14 protein-coding genes and 1 pseudogene are annotated in these 15,902 nt (G+C 40.7%); 11 read left to right on the top strand and 4 right to left on the bottom strand.

Annotation, left to right across the window (positions count from 1 at the left end; all coding sequences use genetic code 11):
- Positions 1-25: 25 nt before the first annotated feature.
- From selB to LLY41_RS13630, 4 genes are all read left to right on the top strand, one after another.
- The gene (gene selB, locus LLY41_RS22500) at positions 26-1,180 is read left to right on the top strand and encodes a selenocysteine-specific translation elongation factor (RefSeq protein WP_370460091.1); all 1,155 of its coding nucleotides are present in this window, start codon (positions 26-28) and stop codon (positions 1,178-1,180) included.
- 8 nt (positions 1,181-1,188) lie between these two features.
- Entirely contained in the window at positions 1,189-1,902 is a 714-nt protein-coding gene (locus LLY41_RS22495; protein WP_370460090.1) for a SelB domain-containing protein, read from the top strand.
- Positions 1,903-2,051: 149 nt separating this feature from the next.
- The gene (locus LLY41_RS13635) at positions 2,052-4,436 is read left to right on the top strand and encodes a hypothetical protein (protein ID WP_304585630.1); all 2,385 of its coding nucleotides are present in this window, start codon (positions 2,052-2,054) and stop codon (positions 4,434-4,436) included.
- A gap of 281 nt (positions 4,437-4,717) precedes the next feature.
- Positions 4,718-5,704 (top strand): C40 family peptidase, encoded by a 987-nt coding sequence (locus LLY41_RS13630; protein ID WP_304585629.1) that lies wholly within the window; start codon positions 4,718-4,720, stop codon positions 5,702-5,704.
- A 47-nt stretch (positions 5,705-5,751) separates the two neighbouring features.
- On the opposite strand, the gene LLY41_RS13625 is transcribed toward LLY41_RS13630, so the two are convergent.
- The gene (locus LLY41_RS13625; RefSeq protein WP_035330463.1) at positions 5,752-5,943 is read right to left on the bottom strand and encodes a CsbD family protein; all 192 of its coding nucleotides are present in this window, start codon (positions 5,941-5,943) and stop codon (positions 5,752-5,754) included.
- 133 nt (positions 5,944-6,076) lie between these two features.
- Positions 6,077-6,850, bottom strand: a complete 774-nt coding sequence (locus tag LLY41_RS13620; protein WP_304585628.1) for a hypothetical protein — start codon at positions 6,848-6,850, stop codon at positions 6,077-6,079.
- A 538-nt stretch (positions 6,851-7,388) separates the two neighbouring features.
- On the opposite strand from LLY41_RS13620, the gene LLY41_RS13615 reads away from it, so the two are divergent.
- The 6 genes and pseudogenes from LLY41_RS13615 to LLY41_RS13590 all read left to right on the top strand — a co-directional run bounded on the left by LLY41_RS13615 (position 7,389) and on the right by LLY41_RS13590 (position 12,391).
- Positions 7,389-8,552 (top strand): BMQ_0737 family morphogenetic spore coat protein, encoded by a 1,164-nt coding sequence (locus LLY41_RS13615; RefSeq protein WP_304585627.1) that lies wholly within the window; start codon positions 7,389-7,391, stop codon positions 8,550-8,552.
- 87 nt (positions 8,553-8,639) lie between these two features.
- A complete protein-coding gene (locus LLY41_RS13610) occupies positions 8,640-9,773 on the top strand; it encodes a coiled-coil domain-containing protein (RefSeq protein WP_304585626.1) in 1,134 nt (377 codons plus the stop codon).
- A 24-nt stretch (positions 9,774-9,797) separates the two neighbouring features.
- Positions 9,798-9,923: a hypothetical protein gene (locus tag LLY41_RS13605; RefSeq protein ID WP_275060882.1), complete on the top strand. Its 126-nt coding sequence runs from the start codon at positions 9,798-9,800 to the stop codon at positions 9,921-9,923.
- Positions 9,877-10,341 (top strand): M67 family metallopeptidase, encoded by a 465-nt coding sequence (locus LLY41_RS13600; RefSeq protein WP_370460340.1) that lies wholly within the window; start codon positions 9,877-9,879, stop codon positions 10,339-10,341. Before LLY41_RS13605 ends, LLY41_RS13600 begins: the two co-directional genes overlap by 47 nt.
- A 274-nt stretch (positions 10,342-10,615) precedes the next feature.
- The gene (locus tag LLY41_RS13595; RefSeq protein WP_304585625.1) at positions 10,616-11,755 is read left to right on the top strand and encodes a hypothetical protein; all 1,140 of its coding nucleotides are present in this window, start codon (positions 10,616-10,618) and stop codon (positions 11,753-11,755) included.
- A gap of 151 nt (positions 11,756-11,906) precedes the next feature.
- Positions 11,907-12,391 (top strand): annotated as a pseudogene (locus tag LLY41_RS13590) (M15 family metallopeptidase).
- 47 nt (positions 12,392-12,438) lie between these two features.
- On the opposite strand, the gene LLY41_RS13585 reads toward LLY41_RS13590, so the two are convergent.
- Entirely contained in the window at positions 12,439-13,488 is a 1,050-nt protein-coding gene (locus tag LLY41_RS13585) for a M42 family metallopeptidase (protein ID WP_304585624.1), read from the bottom strand.
- A gap of 106 nt (positions 13,489-13,594) precedes the next feature.
- Complete coding sequence (locus LLY41_RS13580) at positions 13,595-14,680, bottom strand: AI-2E family transporter (protein ID WP_304585623.1); 1,086 nt, start codon at positions 14,678-14,680, stop codon at positions 13,595-13,597.
- 135 nt (positions 14,681-14,815) lie between these two features.
- Here LLY41_RS13580 and LLY41_RS13575 point away from each other — a divergent pair, with 135 nt between their 5' ends.
- Positions 14,816-15,850 (top strand): mechanosensitive ion channel family protein, encoded by a 1,035-nt coding sequence (locus LLY41_RS13575; RefSeq protein WP_304585622.1) that lies wholly within the window; start codon positions 14,816-14,818, stop codon positions 15,848-15,850.
- Positions 15,851-15,902 lie beyond the last annotated feature (52 nt).

The following is a 15,902-nucleotide window of genomic DNA, read 5'->3' as shown; positions in this document are numbered from 1 at the left end:
GCAATAGAAGCAGGTGGCAGATTTGATGAAAAGATACTTTACAATCGGTATGGCTGGCCATATTGATCATGGAAAAACGACATTGACGAAAGCATTAACAAATGTGGATACAGATAGACTTAAAGAAGAAAAAGAAAGGCAGATATCCATAGAACTCGGATTCGCCCCTTTACATGAAGATGAGGAAATCCAAATTTCAGTGGTGGACGTACCTGGTCATGAGCGCTTTATCAGGCAGATGATAGCCGGAGTTGCCGGGATTGACTTAGTCGTCCTGGCTGTCGCAGCTGATGAAGGAGTAATGCCGCAAACAAGAGAGCACTTGGAAATTCTCGATTTTCTGGGGATAAGAAATGGCATTGTCGCCATAACAAAAATTGATCGTGTCGATGAAGAGTTTGCCGATCTTGTAAAAGAAGAAATTCTTGAGGAGCTTAAAGGAACTGTTTTTGAAGATGTTCCATTTATTTTAACAGACAGCCTTTCAGGAAAAGGAATTGAAGAGTTAAAGCACCTGATAATCCATACCTTGAAAGATCAGGATACACGGGATGCAAAAGGCGCCTTCCGTCTGCCTATTGATCAGGTATTCATAGTGAAAGGGCAGGGAACCGTAGTCAGAGGTACTGTTTATGAAGGGAAAATCGAAGAAGGGCAGCTGCTGAAAATCATGCCAAATGGCATCGAGACCAGGGCACGCCAGCTGCAGGTGCATCATCAGCCTGCAAAAGCGGCATTTGCAGGGCAAAGGGCAGCCATTAACCTTTCAGGCGTGTCGAAGGAGGATATTGAGCGGGGCGAGGTACTTGTATCGTCTGAGCATTTCAGCGTCACAAAAACCATTGATGTTGCTGTAAGAATAGTGGGAGATTTACAGCATAACATCAAACAGCGCATGCCGATTAAATGCCATATTGGCACGGCAGAAGTAATGGGAAGAATCGTCTTCTTTGATCGTAATGAATTATCCAATGCAGAAGGAGAAATTCTCTGCCAGCTTCGTTTAGATGAAGAAATCGTTGCCAAAAGGGGCGACCGGTTCATTTTAAGACGGCCAAGTCCCCAGGAGACCCTCGGCGGGGGCTGGGTTATCGATCCCAATGGAGAAAAGTACCGGTTCGGCCAAAAAACCATTGAGGATTTAAGCAGGAAAAAGAAGGAACACCGAAAGATCGCATAAAAGCCGTGTTGTTCGAAGATAAGGTCCTTTCTCTTTCAGAGATAACAGCAAAGACTTCACTGGATGAATTGACGGTTCAAGAAATACTAAAAGAAGAAGATTTCCAGGGCATCACCAGCAAGGAATTCACTTTAGCAGCCATCCATGAGGCAATAGAGGAAGAAATAGCTGACCGCCTCAATGAGTTTCATCTGGAAAATCCAATGAGGCAAGGGGCTAATAAAGCAGAATTGCTGCAGGCAATGCAGAATAAATATCCTAAAATGCTGATTGAATTTGTTTTAAATTCAGGAATTGAAAAAAAGGCTTTCCAACGTAAAGGACAGTATTTGCAGAATAAAGGTTTTCTTCCTCATGTACCGAAAAGCTGGCAAAAACGCACGGACAATCTTATTGCTGAATTAAAAAAAGATGGCTATAAAGTAAAGCCGTTTGATGAATATTATGCTTCTGCCGGGATCCCTGAGAATCTTAAAGGGGATTTAAAACGATATTTAGAAGACCAGGAAATCCTCGTACCGCTGGATGCACAAAACTATTGGCACGGTGATCATTTCAGAGCAGCAGTAGAAGAACTGAAAAAGAGCACAGCTGCTGAATTTGAAGTGGGCCATGCAAAGGAAGTATTGGGTCTTTCCAGAAAGTATATGATTCCTTTTCTTGAAAAACTTGATTCTTTGGGAATGACACGGAGAACAGAAAATAAGAGAATATGGGTGTAATTCATAAAAAGAGCACACGGATAATATATCCTGTGCTCTTTTACTGTGACAATATCTATAGAAATTATCTAAATGCTAGGTAATGGCCGACTCGGTTTACTGGTAATCCCATACATTAGTAGGGACTTAACTATAATGAGGTGAAAGATATGAAAGGAAGGAGAAAAAAAGGGGAAATTGTCTGCCGGATACAGCGGCCCCCAAATGGCTGTCCAGGTTTATTCCCTCCGAGTTTATGCACAAATCCCTCCATAATACTTGATAATCCAGGACCTATAAGCTGTGAAGCCGCGATTACAGGACGAGCTATTTGTGATTTGGTGCCGGTCTCAGGTGTGACTGTGCAGCTAACCAGCTCTTTTGCCGGCGTTATTTTCGAGGATGACACCCTTGTAACAGATGAAAGAGGAAGATTTACAACAACCGCCACCGTAGCAAGAAATACTCCAATACAGCAAGGTGTAATAATATCCGCTTCAGCAACTGTTAATGGAATTGAAATATCAGATTCAATAACCACCAGTGCCGGCTGTATTGCATGCAGAAATCCTCGGATAACACTTATTACTCCTCAGGAGGTTGTTGGCTGTTCCGGCGGGCAATTAACAGGAGTGGTTACGTGCGATAATGTACCTGTTCCGAATGCGTCGGTTTCTTTTATTGTATCAGATCCGAGAAGCATTATTCTCGATGAAAATCCTACAACAACAAATGCCAATGGTGTGTACTCGGTTGATTTTGCACCGGTTTTTGGAATAACCGAAACGGTTACCATTCGCGCAAGGGCTACGGTTGTAGGAACGACAGTCGAAACAGAACCTCAATCGGTGGAACTGAATTGCCATACCTGTGTCAATCCTGCTATTGATCTCTTTAATCCTGGCCAAATCAGCTGTTCCGGGCTAATAAGAGGGCGCGTTACTTGTAATGGTTTACCTGTTCCCAACACGATTGTTACTTTAAGAGGATCTTCTATACTGCAGTTCGCTGATGAAAATCCCAGAACCGATGTGGATGGCTTCTTTGAAACCTCTGTAACCATTCGGGTAGGTACAGAGATACAGAATGTAGAAATTACTGCATCAGCAATTGTGAATGGAAGATTTGTTGAGGATACAGAGTTTACGAGGGCAGGGTGTGTGGAATGCAGAAATCCTTTATTGACGATAATCACACCTGCCGATACTGTCACTTGTAATGGAGCACCTATTACTGGAAGAGTCACTTGTGATGGAGAAGGCATTGAGAATGTGACTGTATTCTTTAGGGTGGAATCGTCTGCAGGTCCTGTAACCGTTCTTCCGGATGTTACAGATGCTTTAGGATTCTATTCTACACGAATAACGCCTGGCTTCGGAGCAGTTGGCAATGTGACTGTTACAGCCTTTACTACGGTTGAAGGAATCCCTATTGAATCTCCTGCCCGTATTGTATCCGTTGATTGTCCAGGCTGCCGGATAGAGCTAAATAACCCTGGGCCGATCAGCTGTGAAGCATTAATCACAGGCAGGGTTCTCTGCGGACAAAACGAGCCGCAGCCTGGCATTACAGTTACTTTATCTACACCCGCAGGCAGTCCTTTAATTTTTGCTGATCTGAATCCTGTAACAGATGCAAACGGAGTTTTCTCAAGCATAGTAAGAGTGCGTTTTCCGACTCCGCAGACAGAAGGATTGGAATACACAGCTACAGCTGAGGTTAATGGAGATATTATATCAAACACCAATAGGGTCAGAGCAGGATGTATCGAGTGTGAGAATCCTCTCTTAACGTTGAATGTCCCGGGAGGTGTAATAGGATGTGACGGCGCACTGCTCACAGGCCGCTTAACCTGTGAAGGAGATGGTCTTCCTAACTTTGCGGTATTTATTGATATTATCTCTGGAGCTCAGGATGTTTTCTTTATTGAGAATCCTGCGATTACCGGCCCGGATGGAAGTTTCAGTTCCCGTATCCTTCCGTCAGAAGGAGCGACAGGCACAAGAACAATCAGAGCGAGAGCTGAAGTAGTCGGCCAGGAATTCCATTCGGAAACACGAATCATTAATGTGAATTGTCCTCCTTCAGAGTGTCCTTGTAAATTTAATCTCAATACTCAAGGCGGTGCCCAGCCAGGTGCAAGGATTCGGGTTACCCGTTTCGGTGTACCGACCGATTTAGTTGGACAAATGAATATTAATGTGGCTCAATGCGGAGCAAGTCAAAGTGGCGGCTGTAATCCTGCGAATGATAATTTTAACTTTACCTTTAACGCCAGCAACGGTGACAATTATCAGTTTAATCAAGGAAGAAGGCGTTTTATTTCATGCAGCAATGATGGCAGATCAGCTACGGTAGTAGGTAACATCCTCGGAAGATTAAACAATGGTCCGTTCAGAGACTTTGAAGTTACCATAACGGTGACACTTGATCCGGTCACTAAAGTGGCTGAGTGGCAAATTCTTGCAACAGACGGAACAGCGACCCGGTTTGAAACCATCGTGCCGTGGCGTGCGCAGTCATCTCCGCAATCTTTTATAGCAGACTGTGAGTAAATAAGGTGTTTAGAAGGTCAGCCTGGGAGCTGGCCTTTTAATTTGTGAGGAAATAATTTAATTTAGAATTTTCGATATTAATGTGAAGAATATCCTGATTATTGTCATGAAATAGAAATGATAACCTGATAAATTAGGATAATATATCTATTAATTGCTCATATAAGGAAAATATATGAATTTATCATAAATATACCCAGAAACACCATTATTTTTAGATAGGATTTTACTAGAATTATTACTAATATTAGGATGTCAAAGAAATTTAAGGAGTGTACAACTTGAAGAAACAACTACTTACAATGGCTGCGACAGCTGGTTTTTTGATTACACCGTTCAATGGAGAAGCAAGTGCTCATGAAAATAAATATATCGTTCAGTCTGGTGACACATTATGGGGAATCTCACGCTCTAACAATCTTTCAATTGAAGAGTTAAAGACTTGGAATAGCCTTTCAGGTTCGTTAATATATAAAGGACAAGCTATTACTCTGCTGGCACCGCACAGCCATAACGGTTCAACAAGCGGGCAGCAAAGCGCTGCAGTCAGCTACACAGTGAAATCAGGCGATACTTTATGGGGAATTGCAAGAGATCACGGCCTTTCCGTCAGTACACTAAAGAGTCTGAATGGAATCAGCAGTGACACGATATATCCTGGCCAAAAGCTGCAAGTTAAAGGTTCTGCTCAATCCGCTGCACCTTCTGCTCCTGCAGGCACTGGAACTTACACCATCCAAAGAGGAGACACTCTTTCCGGAATTGCATCTCGCCATAACCTATCGGTTTCACAATTAAAGGCAATGAACAGCCTATCTTCAGATTTAATTTATACCGGCAAGACATTGAAGGTATCTGGTACTGCTGCAAGCAAGCCGGCTGAATCCCAGGTAGCATCCCAATCAACTTCAAAGGTGAACGAGCTCATTACTGAAGCAAAGAAATATATTGGCTCACCTTACGAATGGGCAGGAAGCACACCTGACGGATTCGACTGCAGCGGCTACCTGAACTATGTATATGGTAAAGTAGGAATCTCTATTCCGCGTACTGTAGCATCCATTTGGAGTGCGACAAAACATGTTGCATCACCAAGAGTGGGAGATTTGGTATTCTTTGAAACTTACAAATCCGGCCCATCCCATGCCGGAATTTATCTTGGCAATTACAAGTTCATTCATGCCGGTTCTTCACGCGGTGTTGAGATCAGCGACATGAACAATTCCTATTGGAAGCCTCGTTATTTAGGGGCAAAAACAACTTTTTAATCAGTAAAAAGTACTCAGCACCACAGGGGCGGTGAGTACTTTTTTAATTAATCTCTTCGGTCATTGAATGTCTTTGACAGAGCTTCCTTTGCATCTCCCCATTTTTCCTGTGCCTGTCCCTTTACTTTATCCATGTTTCCTTCAGCTTCTTTGGATTCATTATTGGTCAGTTTGCCGTATTGCTTTTTTAATTCGCCTTTTAATTGATCTGCATTTCCATTTGTCTGGTCTCTGTTCATAAGTAACTCCTCCTAAATGCTGTTTGGTTTTTATATACCCTTGTCCTCATTTTTGAAACCAGCCATAACTTATAAAATTTAGAGTGCGTTAGTAAAGAAAACACGCCTTCAGTTTGGAAGGCGTGTTTTATCATTACTCATTGCTGATTTTATTTTCAATCGATACAACTTTCATTTCCAATTTTTTTAAGATTTCCAATGCCTTCTCCAGCTCGGCGTCTTTTTTTCCGAATTCTGTAATAAAATGATCTAGCGTTTTTTTATCTTCATTTCTTTCAGTTTCATTTGGGTAAATTACATTTCCTTCATTATATGCTTTAATTTCTTTTCTTAATTCCTCCATTGCAGATTCAGCAGAGTTTTTATATCTTGCTGCGGTTAATAACTCTTCCTGAAGAATTTTTTCCTGTAAACCATGCAAATTGTCGAAGGTGCCAGTCTTATTTAAAGTTTGAGTAACCTCTTTTATCTGTGGTCTATCATTTAATTGGATTAATTGTTCATTTTCCTTATACAACTCCTCTAATTTACAGTGCATTTCCCAAAACGTTACTTCCAAATCATAAACGCGATTAAATAAGCTGTTAATTAAATCCTTATCTTCATTAATGACTAAAACGTCACCTTGATTTTTCTTATTGTTGGTCATAAGGAGGGAGTCCTGCATAATATGCAAATAAGATTTTTGTTTTAAGTTTTCTTCAGAAAGTATAGACAATTTCTTTCTTAAAGCATTATTTTTTCTGTTTAGCTCCAGATTTTGTTCACGCATTTCATAAATTCTTTCAGACTGCTCTTTTTCGTATTCTGGACTGAGCATGGACTGATACTTTGCCAATTCGGATTTAAGATGGATAATCTTTTGCTGCAGCTGAATTTCTTTATCGGGAGTATGGTTGCGAAGCATTTTCATTCTCCTTTCAGAAAAGCATTTATCTCATTTTATGTAAATAGCCTTTAAAGTTTCTTTGAATTAAAAAAGACATGAGGGCCCTCATGTCTAAAGGTATAAATTATAAAGGTTATCATTGCAATGATCCAATACGTGTGATAAAAATCCGTTCGTCAAATACTCATTGAAAATCGGCTGGAAATTCGTGTAATGCTCTGAAACGCCATTCGAGGATCCGGTAATATAGAAAATAGACTTTTAGTTGCCATTTATTATTAAACTAGCAGAAATATCCCTATTCATTTAATAGTGAAGCGAAAGGAAAGATTTAAATCAATAACCTTTCTTACTTCTACTATATGCTGTGTGAAAAGAAAGGACAATGGCATTTACCCTAAAGTGAACCCATTTATAAAAAAATAGACTCTTTTACTACTTTTCAAAAATAGGTTCTTTTTTTACAAAAATAGGTACTTGTTCTATACCAAAACTGGTTTCATTCCATAGGATATAGTGTGATGAAAATACTCATTAGAAAGAAAGGAAGGAAAACATGAAGAATAAGCGTAAAATGATTAAAGGTTCTCAGCCGGCTCCTACACCAACGCCAATTCCGATTGATCCAAATGATTTAGCCCCAGAATGTATTTTTGTAGAGAAGGTTTATGACTGGGTATTCTTTGCCAACAAATATGAAAACAAGAATTTCATACCTGATGAGGACTGCCGAGCTGCCGTTGCTGCTGCCTTGGCTGCAGGGCAAAGAGTGGATGTGCAGTGTTCGGCTTCTGTAGACGATGTTCAATCTTCTGCAACAATTCTTGAACATGGAAATCCTGGTCGAGTATTAATCGTCTGGACAGTTCCTGTAGAAGTAACGATTCTGGTAAACGGTGCATCAGTATGCACATTCACTGTCCGCACTCAATTCACTGATGAAATCATGCTGTGCGTACCAACAGGTATTACAGAAGCTAATATTCGCTTAAGAGCTTACCAGGTAATCTGCCAGACTTACGGCGCTCCGCTAATGGGTCCAGATCCATTCGGACCAATGATTCCAGTGAGAGTTGTATTGTGTAAAGACGTTCAAGTACACTACCCAGTTAAACTTGAAGTTTTGGCAAAATTCTGCTTCCCGCGTCCAAATAATATTCCAGTGCCTAAACCAAGAATTCAGTGTGACTTAAACCTGCTGGAGTTTCCGCCGCAATGTCCGGGATTATTCCCAGTAGCAAACTGTGAGTGCCAGGCTACTGCTATTACAAGAGGAGCTGATACTTTAGCAGATATCGGCGGAGTAGATGTAACTGGTACTTCCAGCATACGTGCAGAAATCTGTCAGGAGTGCTCACTTGGTGATAGTACGTTCACTTACGCCTTCACTGACACTGAGTTTGATGGACCTGCTCCAACACCAACACAGCCAGACTACAGCTTCACTTTCAAACCTCTCACTTTCAACCAGCCGGTATGTGGTGACGATTCACTAACTGTTTCTGGTACAGGTAACAGAGATTGGGATGGAGACATTGAGAGATTCGTATTTGATCTGACAATTAATGACGATGATTCACTAGAAGGAGAGAGTTTCCGTCTAATTCTTAGGGACATCAACACTAATGCTGTAGTATTTGACAGCGGAATTGTTGACGCTGCAGTAAACTTTGAAGAGTGCGACACATTTGCTGACCTATTAGATAACCTGGATGACTAATTTTTTCAGGAGGGGAGTAACTTCTCCCCTCCTTTTTATAATTTAAATTGTACCGTACATACATATAACAGAATTGAGGTGAGAGAGGTGCCGGTTAATAATTCTATGAAATATCAAATAATGAATGTTAAAGAGGATATTAGTAGCTTAAAAGGCATCCTTGAAGGGATAAGGAACGATCGGAACGCTTTAAGATGCATGGCTAATGAAGCATTATTTTCCGGTTATTCCCCTGCATTTAGATCTCTTAAAAATGAGGTCATACGAATGAAACAAGCAGCTCTCAAAAGGGAAGCCAGGTTAAAGGAGATGGTATTTGAGAAAGAGCTTGATATAAAAAAAATAAAATCAGAGCAACTGGATCTTTATCAGTATGCTTTGCATATTGAACATTTACAGGACATGATAGAAGAGTCAGCTAATGGACCTATCTCTAATCGAAATATTAATAAAGATAAAGAATATAATATCGCACATAAACTATCAATGGAAGAAGTATTTTGCTGGATAGCAGACTTTTATGATCTTAAGGCAGTAACACAAAATGCCATTGAACACTTAGAAAAATTACTCAATCAAATTGAGAATGCTGGTTTAACACACAGACAAGAAGAGTTGGAGCTGAATATGAATATCATAGGAAGGTGGTTGAAAAAAATGGGCTGGTTATTTTTTAGCAGGGAAAAGGAAGAACAGTATAAGGCGAAACTCACAGAGCTGCAGGAAGTTATTTCTCAATTGAGAGACGAACTTGTGCATTATAAAGGCACGTTTGAAGAGGTTTATGATCGCTTATTGGAAAAGGAACATTCGGAAAATGAATTTAGAAACAGTGTAAAGGAACTAAATGACATTTACCGGCAATTTATTGAGGTGGAAAATAAATATAAGGCAGAGTCTGTAGAACTTAACCAAATGCTGACTCAATACAAGGAAAAGGACATAAAAAATGAAAAAATGATCCGAAAATTAGAAATTGAGCTGCAGGAATTAAAATTAAATGAGCAGGATCTTATGAATAAGATAGAATTTTCTGAGAAAGCAGCCGAAGTGAAAGAAGCTAAAACGCAGCGACCTTCTCAAGTGCAAAAATCAAAGCAGCTGAATAGAAAAATAGAAAAGCAAAGAAATCACGATTTTGACAGGCATGGGTCTCTGCCAATTCCACCTCAATCAGCCGCGACCATGTTTGACCCTTTTAAATATTCAAAAAAACAATGAGTAAATAAACAAGGAGTGTATATAATGAAACGTCAGGAAATTCAGGAAATGTATAAAAAATCAAAGTCAGTGGCTGTCGGCAGCGGAAGGAAGAAAAAAGCGGCTGCCAGACCAGTTCAACCCCAATATAAAAGATGCTGCGGCAGATAATTTATCAGGCAGCGGAAGCGAAGCCATTCGGTTATCCAGAAATGTTTATTCTGAAATGCTCGCTCATGGAGAAAAAGAATTACCTTTTGAAGCATGCGGGTTATTATCAGGTTCAGGGAAAATGATAAAAACAATTTGGAAGGCGATAAACAATAAGCGAAAGAAGAACTCTTTTGAAATAAATGAAGAACAGCTTACATTGCTCCTAACCAAAATGGAAGAAAAGAAAGAATTCTTAGTAGGCATTTACCATTCACATCCTACAGCTCCGCCTGTTCCTTCAAGAGATGACATTCGCTTTGCATATCCGGATAAAGCTTACTTTATTATTTCTTATGCTAAGAAAAAGCCGATAGTAAAATGCTATAGAATAAAACAGGGCAAAGCCTTTCCGGTTAAGATAATCCTTGTAGATTAACCTGTCGGTCCAGCTTTAACCATTTGCTTCCGAGAAACGGTCAACATTTCAGTTGACCGTTATTACTTTTTCCCGAATGATTCTTCTCTTTTCAGGTTTATTGAAACGCGACCTATTTGCTAAGCCCTAAAGACCTGTAACCCATTGTTTGAATATCATATGATTGCACAGACATCAAGGTAACGGCGGCAGGTAAAGGGTTATTTTGTCATATCCATCCTATCTGAACTCATACAATGAGAAAGGAATGAAAATACGGAAAAAGGTGATATCAATGAAAGTGAATGTATCGTACCTGGGTAAAGAAAAAGGAACCGCTGATTTTTCCTCTTTGCCGTCATTGCTTTTATATTGTTCCAGACATGGACTGGACACGACATGGTCAAGGGAAGAAAAAACACTATATATTGACTACCCTCAAAAAAATCAAACTCTTCTTCTCACAATGGAAGGAGGGGAAGATTCAGATGTGCTGCAGGAAACCTTATCTTTGATGAAAGAACTGCTGAAGAATTCAGGAATGGTACTTAAAACTGAAATTGACCAGCAGGAGCACGAAGAGGATAATTTCCATGTTCATTTGGAATTCACTAAAAGCGAAAACATTGTGATTACATGCAAAAATTCAGATATCATTGCAGTTATTCAGAAGCATTGCAGGAGGAAAATTTCAAGCCGGCCATATGTCTTTTTTAAAACAGCTGGAGCACAGCATAAAGGCAGGGCTTCAATATCCTGTGAAATTCCAGTCAATTATACTAGTTTAGAAGAATTCCTAATTCAGCTGCAGGCTTCTATTCTGGAACATTGTATCGGCAGCAGTGAGCTCCTGAACTGGGTGGGGCTTGAAACCGTAGTTGAGCTCTTCAGCAGCGGGACGCCTGAGAAGAAAAAGAATCGGCAGCAGAAAAGAGCTCCAGACACTCGTCCGGCTGAGGTGAAGCCACAGGTTAAAGCTGAGGGAGAGGCTTACTTTAATTATACGATTCGCCCGCATTCCAATAATGAAAAATACACCTTAATTACAGACCTCGTCATTAAAAATACGGGTACGGCTGAGCTTCATAATCCGATTGTCTGCCTTAGGGTTGACCCTCCGGCTCAGATAGAGATTGGCGGACAGATCCTCCCGCCGGAGATGGTGGAAGTATTGGCAGTTCAGGGAACAGAAGGAGCCCAGGGCTGGCAATATGCTAATGACGAATGGCTTCAGGAAGGTTATGAGAAAGGAGAGTTTTGGATCAGGCCGATTGACACCTTATCCATTGATCCTGAAGAATTTAATGGCATTTATCAATTTCATTTAAATTTTGATAAATTGGAAAAGGGAACATGTACAGTTGAAGCATTCGTTTATTTCAGAGAACAAAATGTAACATTTAAGGCTATGAATGACATAAGCTTCGCTTTTTAGCATGGAAGAATCCATTATTCTGGATTCTCTTTTTTGTTTTGTAGTATTCTAGAATACTAAGCAGGAAATAAAGTTTGAGGATTGATTGGACATGCTGATAAAAAAAATTAATGGGCTGCTGCTGACGTTCTTAATAGCAAGCATTTTCGTGATGCTCATTTACCAATATTTAAAACCGGCGAATTTTAAAGAAGTTCCGCCCCCGACAGCACTTCATCCTCTTGTTGCTGAAAAGAAAGATGAACTTATTAGTCTGGCTGCCGACAAAGGCATTAACGCAGTCATCACCCAGGATTTCAGAAGCATAGCAGAACAAGATGCTTTATATGAAAAAGGCCGCACTGGTGAGGGAAATATTGTTACCCATGCAAAAGGGGGGAGTCCTACCATAATTTTGGCCTGGCAATTGATTTCGCACTTATGTCCGTAGATGGCCAGGTGATCTGGGATATGAAATATGATGGCAACGGCAACAGCCGGGCTGATTGGATGGAGGTCGTTGAAATAGCAAAGGACCTTGGGTTTGAATGGGGAGGGGATTGGACACAATTCAAGGACTATCCTCATCTTCAAATGGATTTTGGTCTTTCTATCTGGGAGCTTCAAAGAGGGAAGAGGCCGCCTGAAGCTGAATGATAATAAAAGAAACTGCACTCAAATGAATGGGTGCAGTTTCTTTTTTGCTAAATGATCATTTCGGATTGTACATAGTGATACAGCAGTTTGGCCGTATTCTCAATTGAATCCTCATGTGTACGCTCAAAGGCATGTGATGAATCAATTCCAGGGCCGATTAAGCCGTGAACGATATCGTGGCCGGAGCGGATAGCTGCTGATGCATCAGAACCGTAAAATGGGTAAATATCCAGTTTGTACTCGATTCCATTTTCCTCGGCAAGCTGCACGAGATGCTTTCTTAATTCGTAGTGATAAGGGCCGCTCGCATCCTTTACACAAATGGATACCGTATATTCATCAGTGGATTGGCCATCACCCATCGCACCCATATCCACAGCCAAATATTCGACCGTTTCCGGCGTGATATTGGAATTGCCGCCATAGCCTATTTCTTCATTATTTGAGATGAGAAAATGGGTTGTGTACGGCAGCTCAGTGTTATCGGCTTTCAGCTGTTTAATCAGCTGAAGAAGAATTGCGACACTAGCCTTATCGTCAAGATGGCGTGATTTAATGAAGCCAGCAGGTGTAGTCTGCACACGCGGATCAAAAGATACAAAGTCTCCGACGCCGATTCCCAGCTCACGGACTTCTTCAGCACTCTTTACTTTTTCATCAAGGCGGATTTCCATGTTTTCCTGGTTTCTTTCAGCTTTCCCGGCATCTTTATAGACATGAACAGATGTCTGATGCATTAGTATCGTGCCGGTGAATTTTTTGCCAGATGATGTTTCGATTTCACAATACTCGCCTTCAATCGAGTTGTATTTAAATCCGCCGATCAAATCAATTTTCAGGCGTCCGCTTGGCTTTATTTCCTTAACAATCGCGCCAAGTGTATCAACGTGCGCAGTCAGCATTCTGTGATTTTTTTCGTCTTTTCCAGGAAGGGTTGCAATAAGCCCGCCTTTCCGGTTGCGCTTCGTTTCCACATTAAGCTCGTTCAAAAACTTTTCTACATATGTAATTACTTCATTTGTATTTCCGGAAGGACTTGGAATTGAAACTATCTCTTTTAATACGCTGATAGTTTCTTTTGTATTCGGGTATGCCATTCGAAAGCTCCTCTCAAATTATTCTCACGCAATTCTTATTATACTGTTATTTGTTGGCATACGCATGCCTAATAACTAAAAAACTGCCTTAACGGCAGTTCATTTATTAAATCTCTTCGGATAGCAGGCTTTTTCTGGTCCTTAATCGGTAAAATCTTCTGAAGTCTTTTACCAGAACTTTTATAACAGAATAAAAAGGGATAGCAATCAGGATTCCAATAAAGCCATAAATCGATCCTGCAGCCATTAAGATAATAATCACTGTAAGCGGGTGGAGGTTAAGCCGTTTGCCCATCACATGTGGAGAGACGAGATTGCTTTCAAGAAGCTGTACAGAGATCAGTACCAGTATGATTTTTAATACCATTCCGGGTCCCTGCAATAACCCGATGAATACTGCAGGAATGATCCCGAGCACAGGACCAAGAAAAGGAACCACAGTAAGGAACATCGCAAACACAGCTAATATCAGTGCATAGTCCAAACCAATAATCTTATACCCGGCATACATTAACACGCCATCGACGACTGCCACAATAAACTGGCCGGTAACATAAGAGAATAAGGTCTTGTCTATATCCCCCAAAATCCGTTGGCCTTCGTCCTCGTGTTTGTCAGGAAGGTATTTTAAAAGAAATGGCCTGAGCTTATGGTCATCTTTCAGGAAGTAGAAAAGGATAAAAGGTACAACAACGATGACAGTGACAATGCTTGTAATGGTAGTAAAAACTTTCATTACGTTTTCTCCTGCCCCTGATAAAAGTGCTTCCAGGAAATTCAGTACTTTATTTTTGACACGGTCATAGGAGAACATGCCCATATTATTTTCTTCAACAACTTTCTCCGTTTCATCTGATAAGTCCTCCATCTTAGAAGGAAGGCTTTCGCTGATTTCTGCTATCTGGCTGCCAATTGTTGCACCGAGCATATTAAATCCTAAATACCCTAAACCCAATACCGCTGCAAAGATAAGCAGAATGCTGGCTGTTTTAGGCATAACCCTTGAAGCCAGCCTGACGAGGGGTCTTAGAATATAATAAAAAATACCTGCAATTAAGACCGGGAAGAAAATAGTTGCAATCAGGGCACGGATCGGCCATAAAAAATAATCAATTTTCCCAAGGAGGAAAATGATGATCAACACGAAAATGGTGCCAGCTGCATATTTAAAAAAAGGTTTATTGATCCACATGCATATATCCCAACCCTTATATATGTATTTACTACTCAATGTTCCTTTTTTTAAACAGTATTAAACACCGGTTTAAGAATCTATGGAAGAGGAATAGTTTAGAATGAACTATATAACAGGTGAGGGAATCTGCCGATGCTATTTTTTAAGAATGTAACCATGCAGGAAATACTGATGTTTCTATTGTTTGCAGGAGTGATACTGGCTGCCAAATGGGCAGTTAACTTACTGGTGAAAAAGAGAAGTGGCAAGTCGGTACAGAATGACCGGATCTTGCAGGGATTTTCTTCACTTGTGAACTGGGCTGCTTTTTATGGAATAATCATTCTTTTCCTTTTTTATTTTTCAAGGGAGAAATGGCTTTTTTATACTTGGTTCACTGCAGGGGAAGTAGATGTAACGCTATATTTAATGATTGTAGCGTTTTTAACAGTCTCGCTCGCAAATCGAATCGTAAAAGTATTCACGAAATATGTATTAACATCTGTTTATGAATTCTATGGAGTTGACCGCGGGCTCGGGTATTCATTCAACAGAATGATCTATTATACCGTCATGATTGCAGCGCTCGCCATCAGCCTGACAACGGTTGGGCTGGATTTAACAGCGGCGGCTGCCATACTGGGTGTTCTCGGTATTGGGATAGGTTTCGGCATGCGCAATATTGCCGGTAACTTTATTTCAGGCATTATCATCCTCTTCGAACGGCCGATTGAAATTGGGGAAGTAATTGAGATAAACAACAAAATCGGTAAAATAGAAAGCATCCGTCTCAGATCCACTATCATCCGCACAGCTAAAGAGGGAACCCTGATTGTGCCGAATCAATACTTTATTGAACAGATCATTAAAAATCGGACAGGCTCAGAAATGCTTGCCCAGGTTCAAATCAGCGTAGTGTACGGCACTGATACTGAGAAAGTCGAAAAGCTTCTGAGAGAAGCAGTGGACATGGAAATGCCGAAAATAAAAGGAGTTTTAACCGCACCTGCACCTGATATCCGATTTATCGATTTTCGCAGCAAAGCCATGGACTTTCTGGTAGAGGTCCCTGTTGCAAACTTTGAAGCCAAGCAGAAATTTGAAAGCCGGCTAAGGCATATCATTGCAGAGAATTTTTATCAGAACGGAATAGAGCTTGCCTCAACACCGCTGCTGCCCTGTGAATGACGGTGCAGGTTAAATAGAGAAAGAACGAAACCACCAGCCGCTCTGGACTGGT

Origin of the sequence: Cytobacillus firmus (assembly GCF_023612095.1) — a bacterium.
In the GTDB taxonomy this organism is placed as follows: domain Bacteria; phylum Bacillota; class Bacilli; order Bacillales; family Cytobacillaceae; genus Cytobacillus.
Note: the sequence above shows the minus strand (reverse complement) of the source record. Positions and strands in the feature narration are given on the sequence as shown.

Excerpts from the sequence above, each read along its gene's own strand:
- LLY41_RS13585 (WP_304585624.1), bottom strand. The coding sequence starts at position 13,488 with ATGGCATACCCGAATACAAAAGAAACTATCAGCGTATTAAAAGAGATA.
- LLY41_RS13575 (WP_304585622.1), top strand. The coding sequence starts at position 14,816 with ATGCTATTTTTTAAGAATGTAACCATGCAGGAAATACTGATGTTTCTA.
- LLY41_RS13635 (WP_304585630.1), top strand. The coding sequence starts at position 2,052 with ATGAAAGGAAGGAGAAAAAAAGGGGAAATTGTCTGCCGGATACAGCGG.
- LLY41_RS13620 (WP_304585628.1), bottom strand. The coding sequence starts at position 6,850 with ATGCTTCGCAACCATACTCCCGATAAAGAAATTCAGCTGCAGCAAAAG.
- LLY41_RS13605 (WP_275060882.1), top strand. The coding sequence starts at position 9,798 with ATGAAACGTCAGGAAATTCAGGAAATGTATAAAAAATCAAAGTCAGTG.
- LLY41_RS13625 (WP_035330463.1), bottom strand. The coding sequence starts at position 5,943 with ATGAACAGAGACCAGACAAATGGAAATGCAGATCAATTAAAAGGCGAA.
- LLY41_RS13595 (WP_304585625.1), top strand. The coding sequence starts at position 10,616 with ATGAAAGTGAATGTATCGTACCTGGGTAAAGAAAAAGGAACCGCTGAT.
- LLY41_RS13580 (WP_304585623.1), bottom strand. The coding sequence starts at position 14,680 with ATGTGGATCAATAAACCTTTTTTTAAATATGCAGCTGGCACCATTTTC.
- selB (WP_370460091.1), top strand. The coding sequence starts at position 26 with ATGAAAAGATACTTTACAATCGGTATGGCTGGCCATATTGATCATGGA.
- LLY41_RS13615 (WP_304585627.1), top strand. The coding sequence starts at position 7,389 with ATGAAGAATAAGCGTAAAATGATTAAAGGTTCTCAGCCGGCTCCTACA.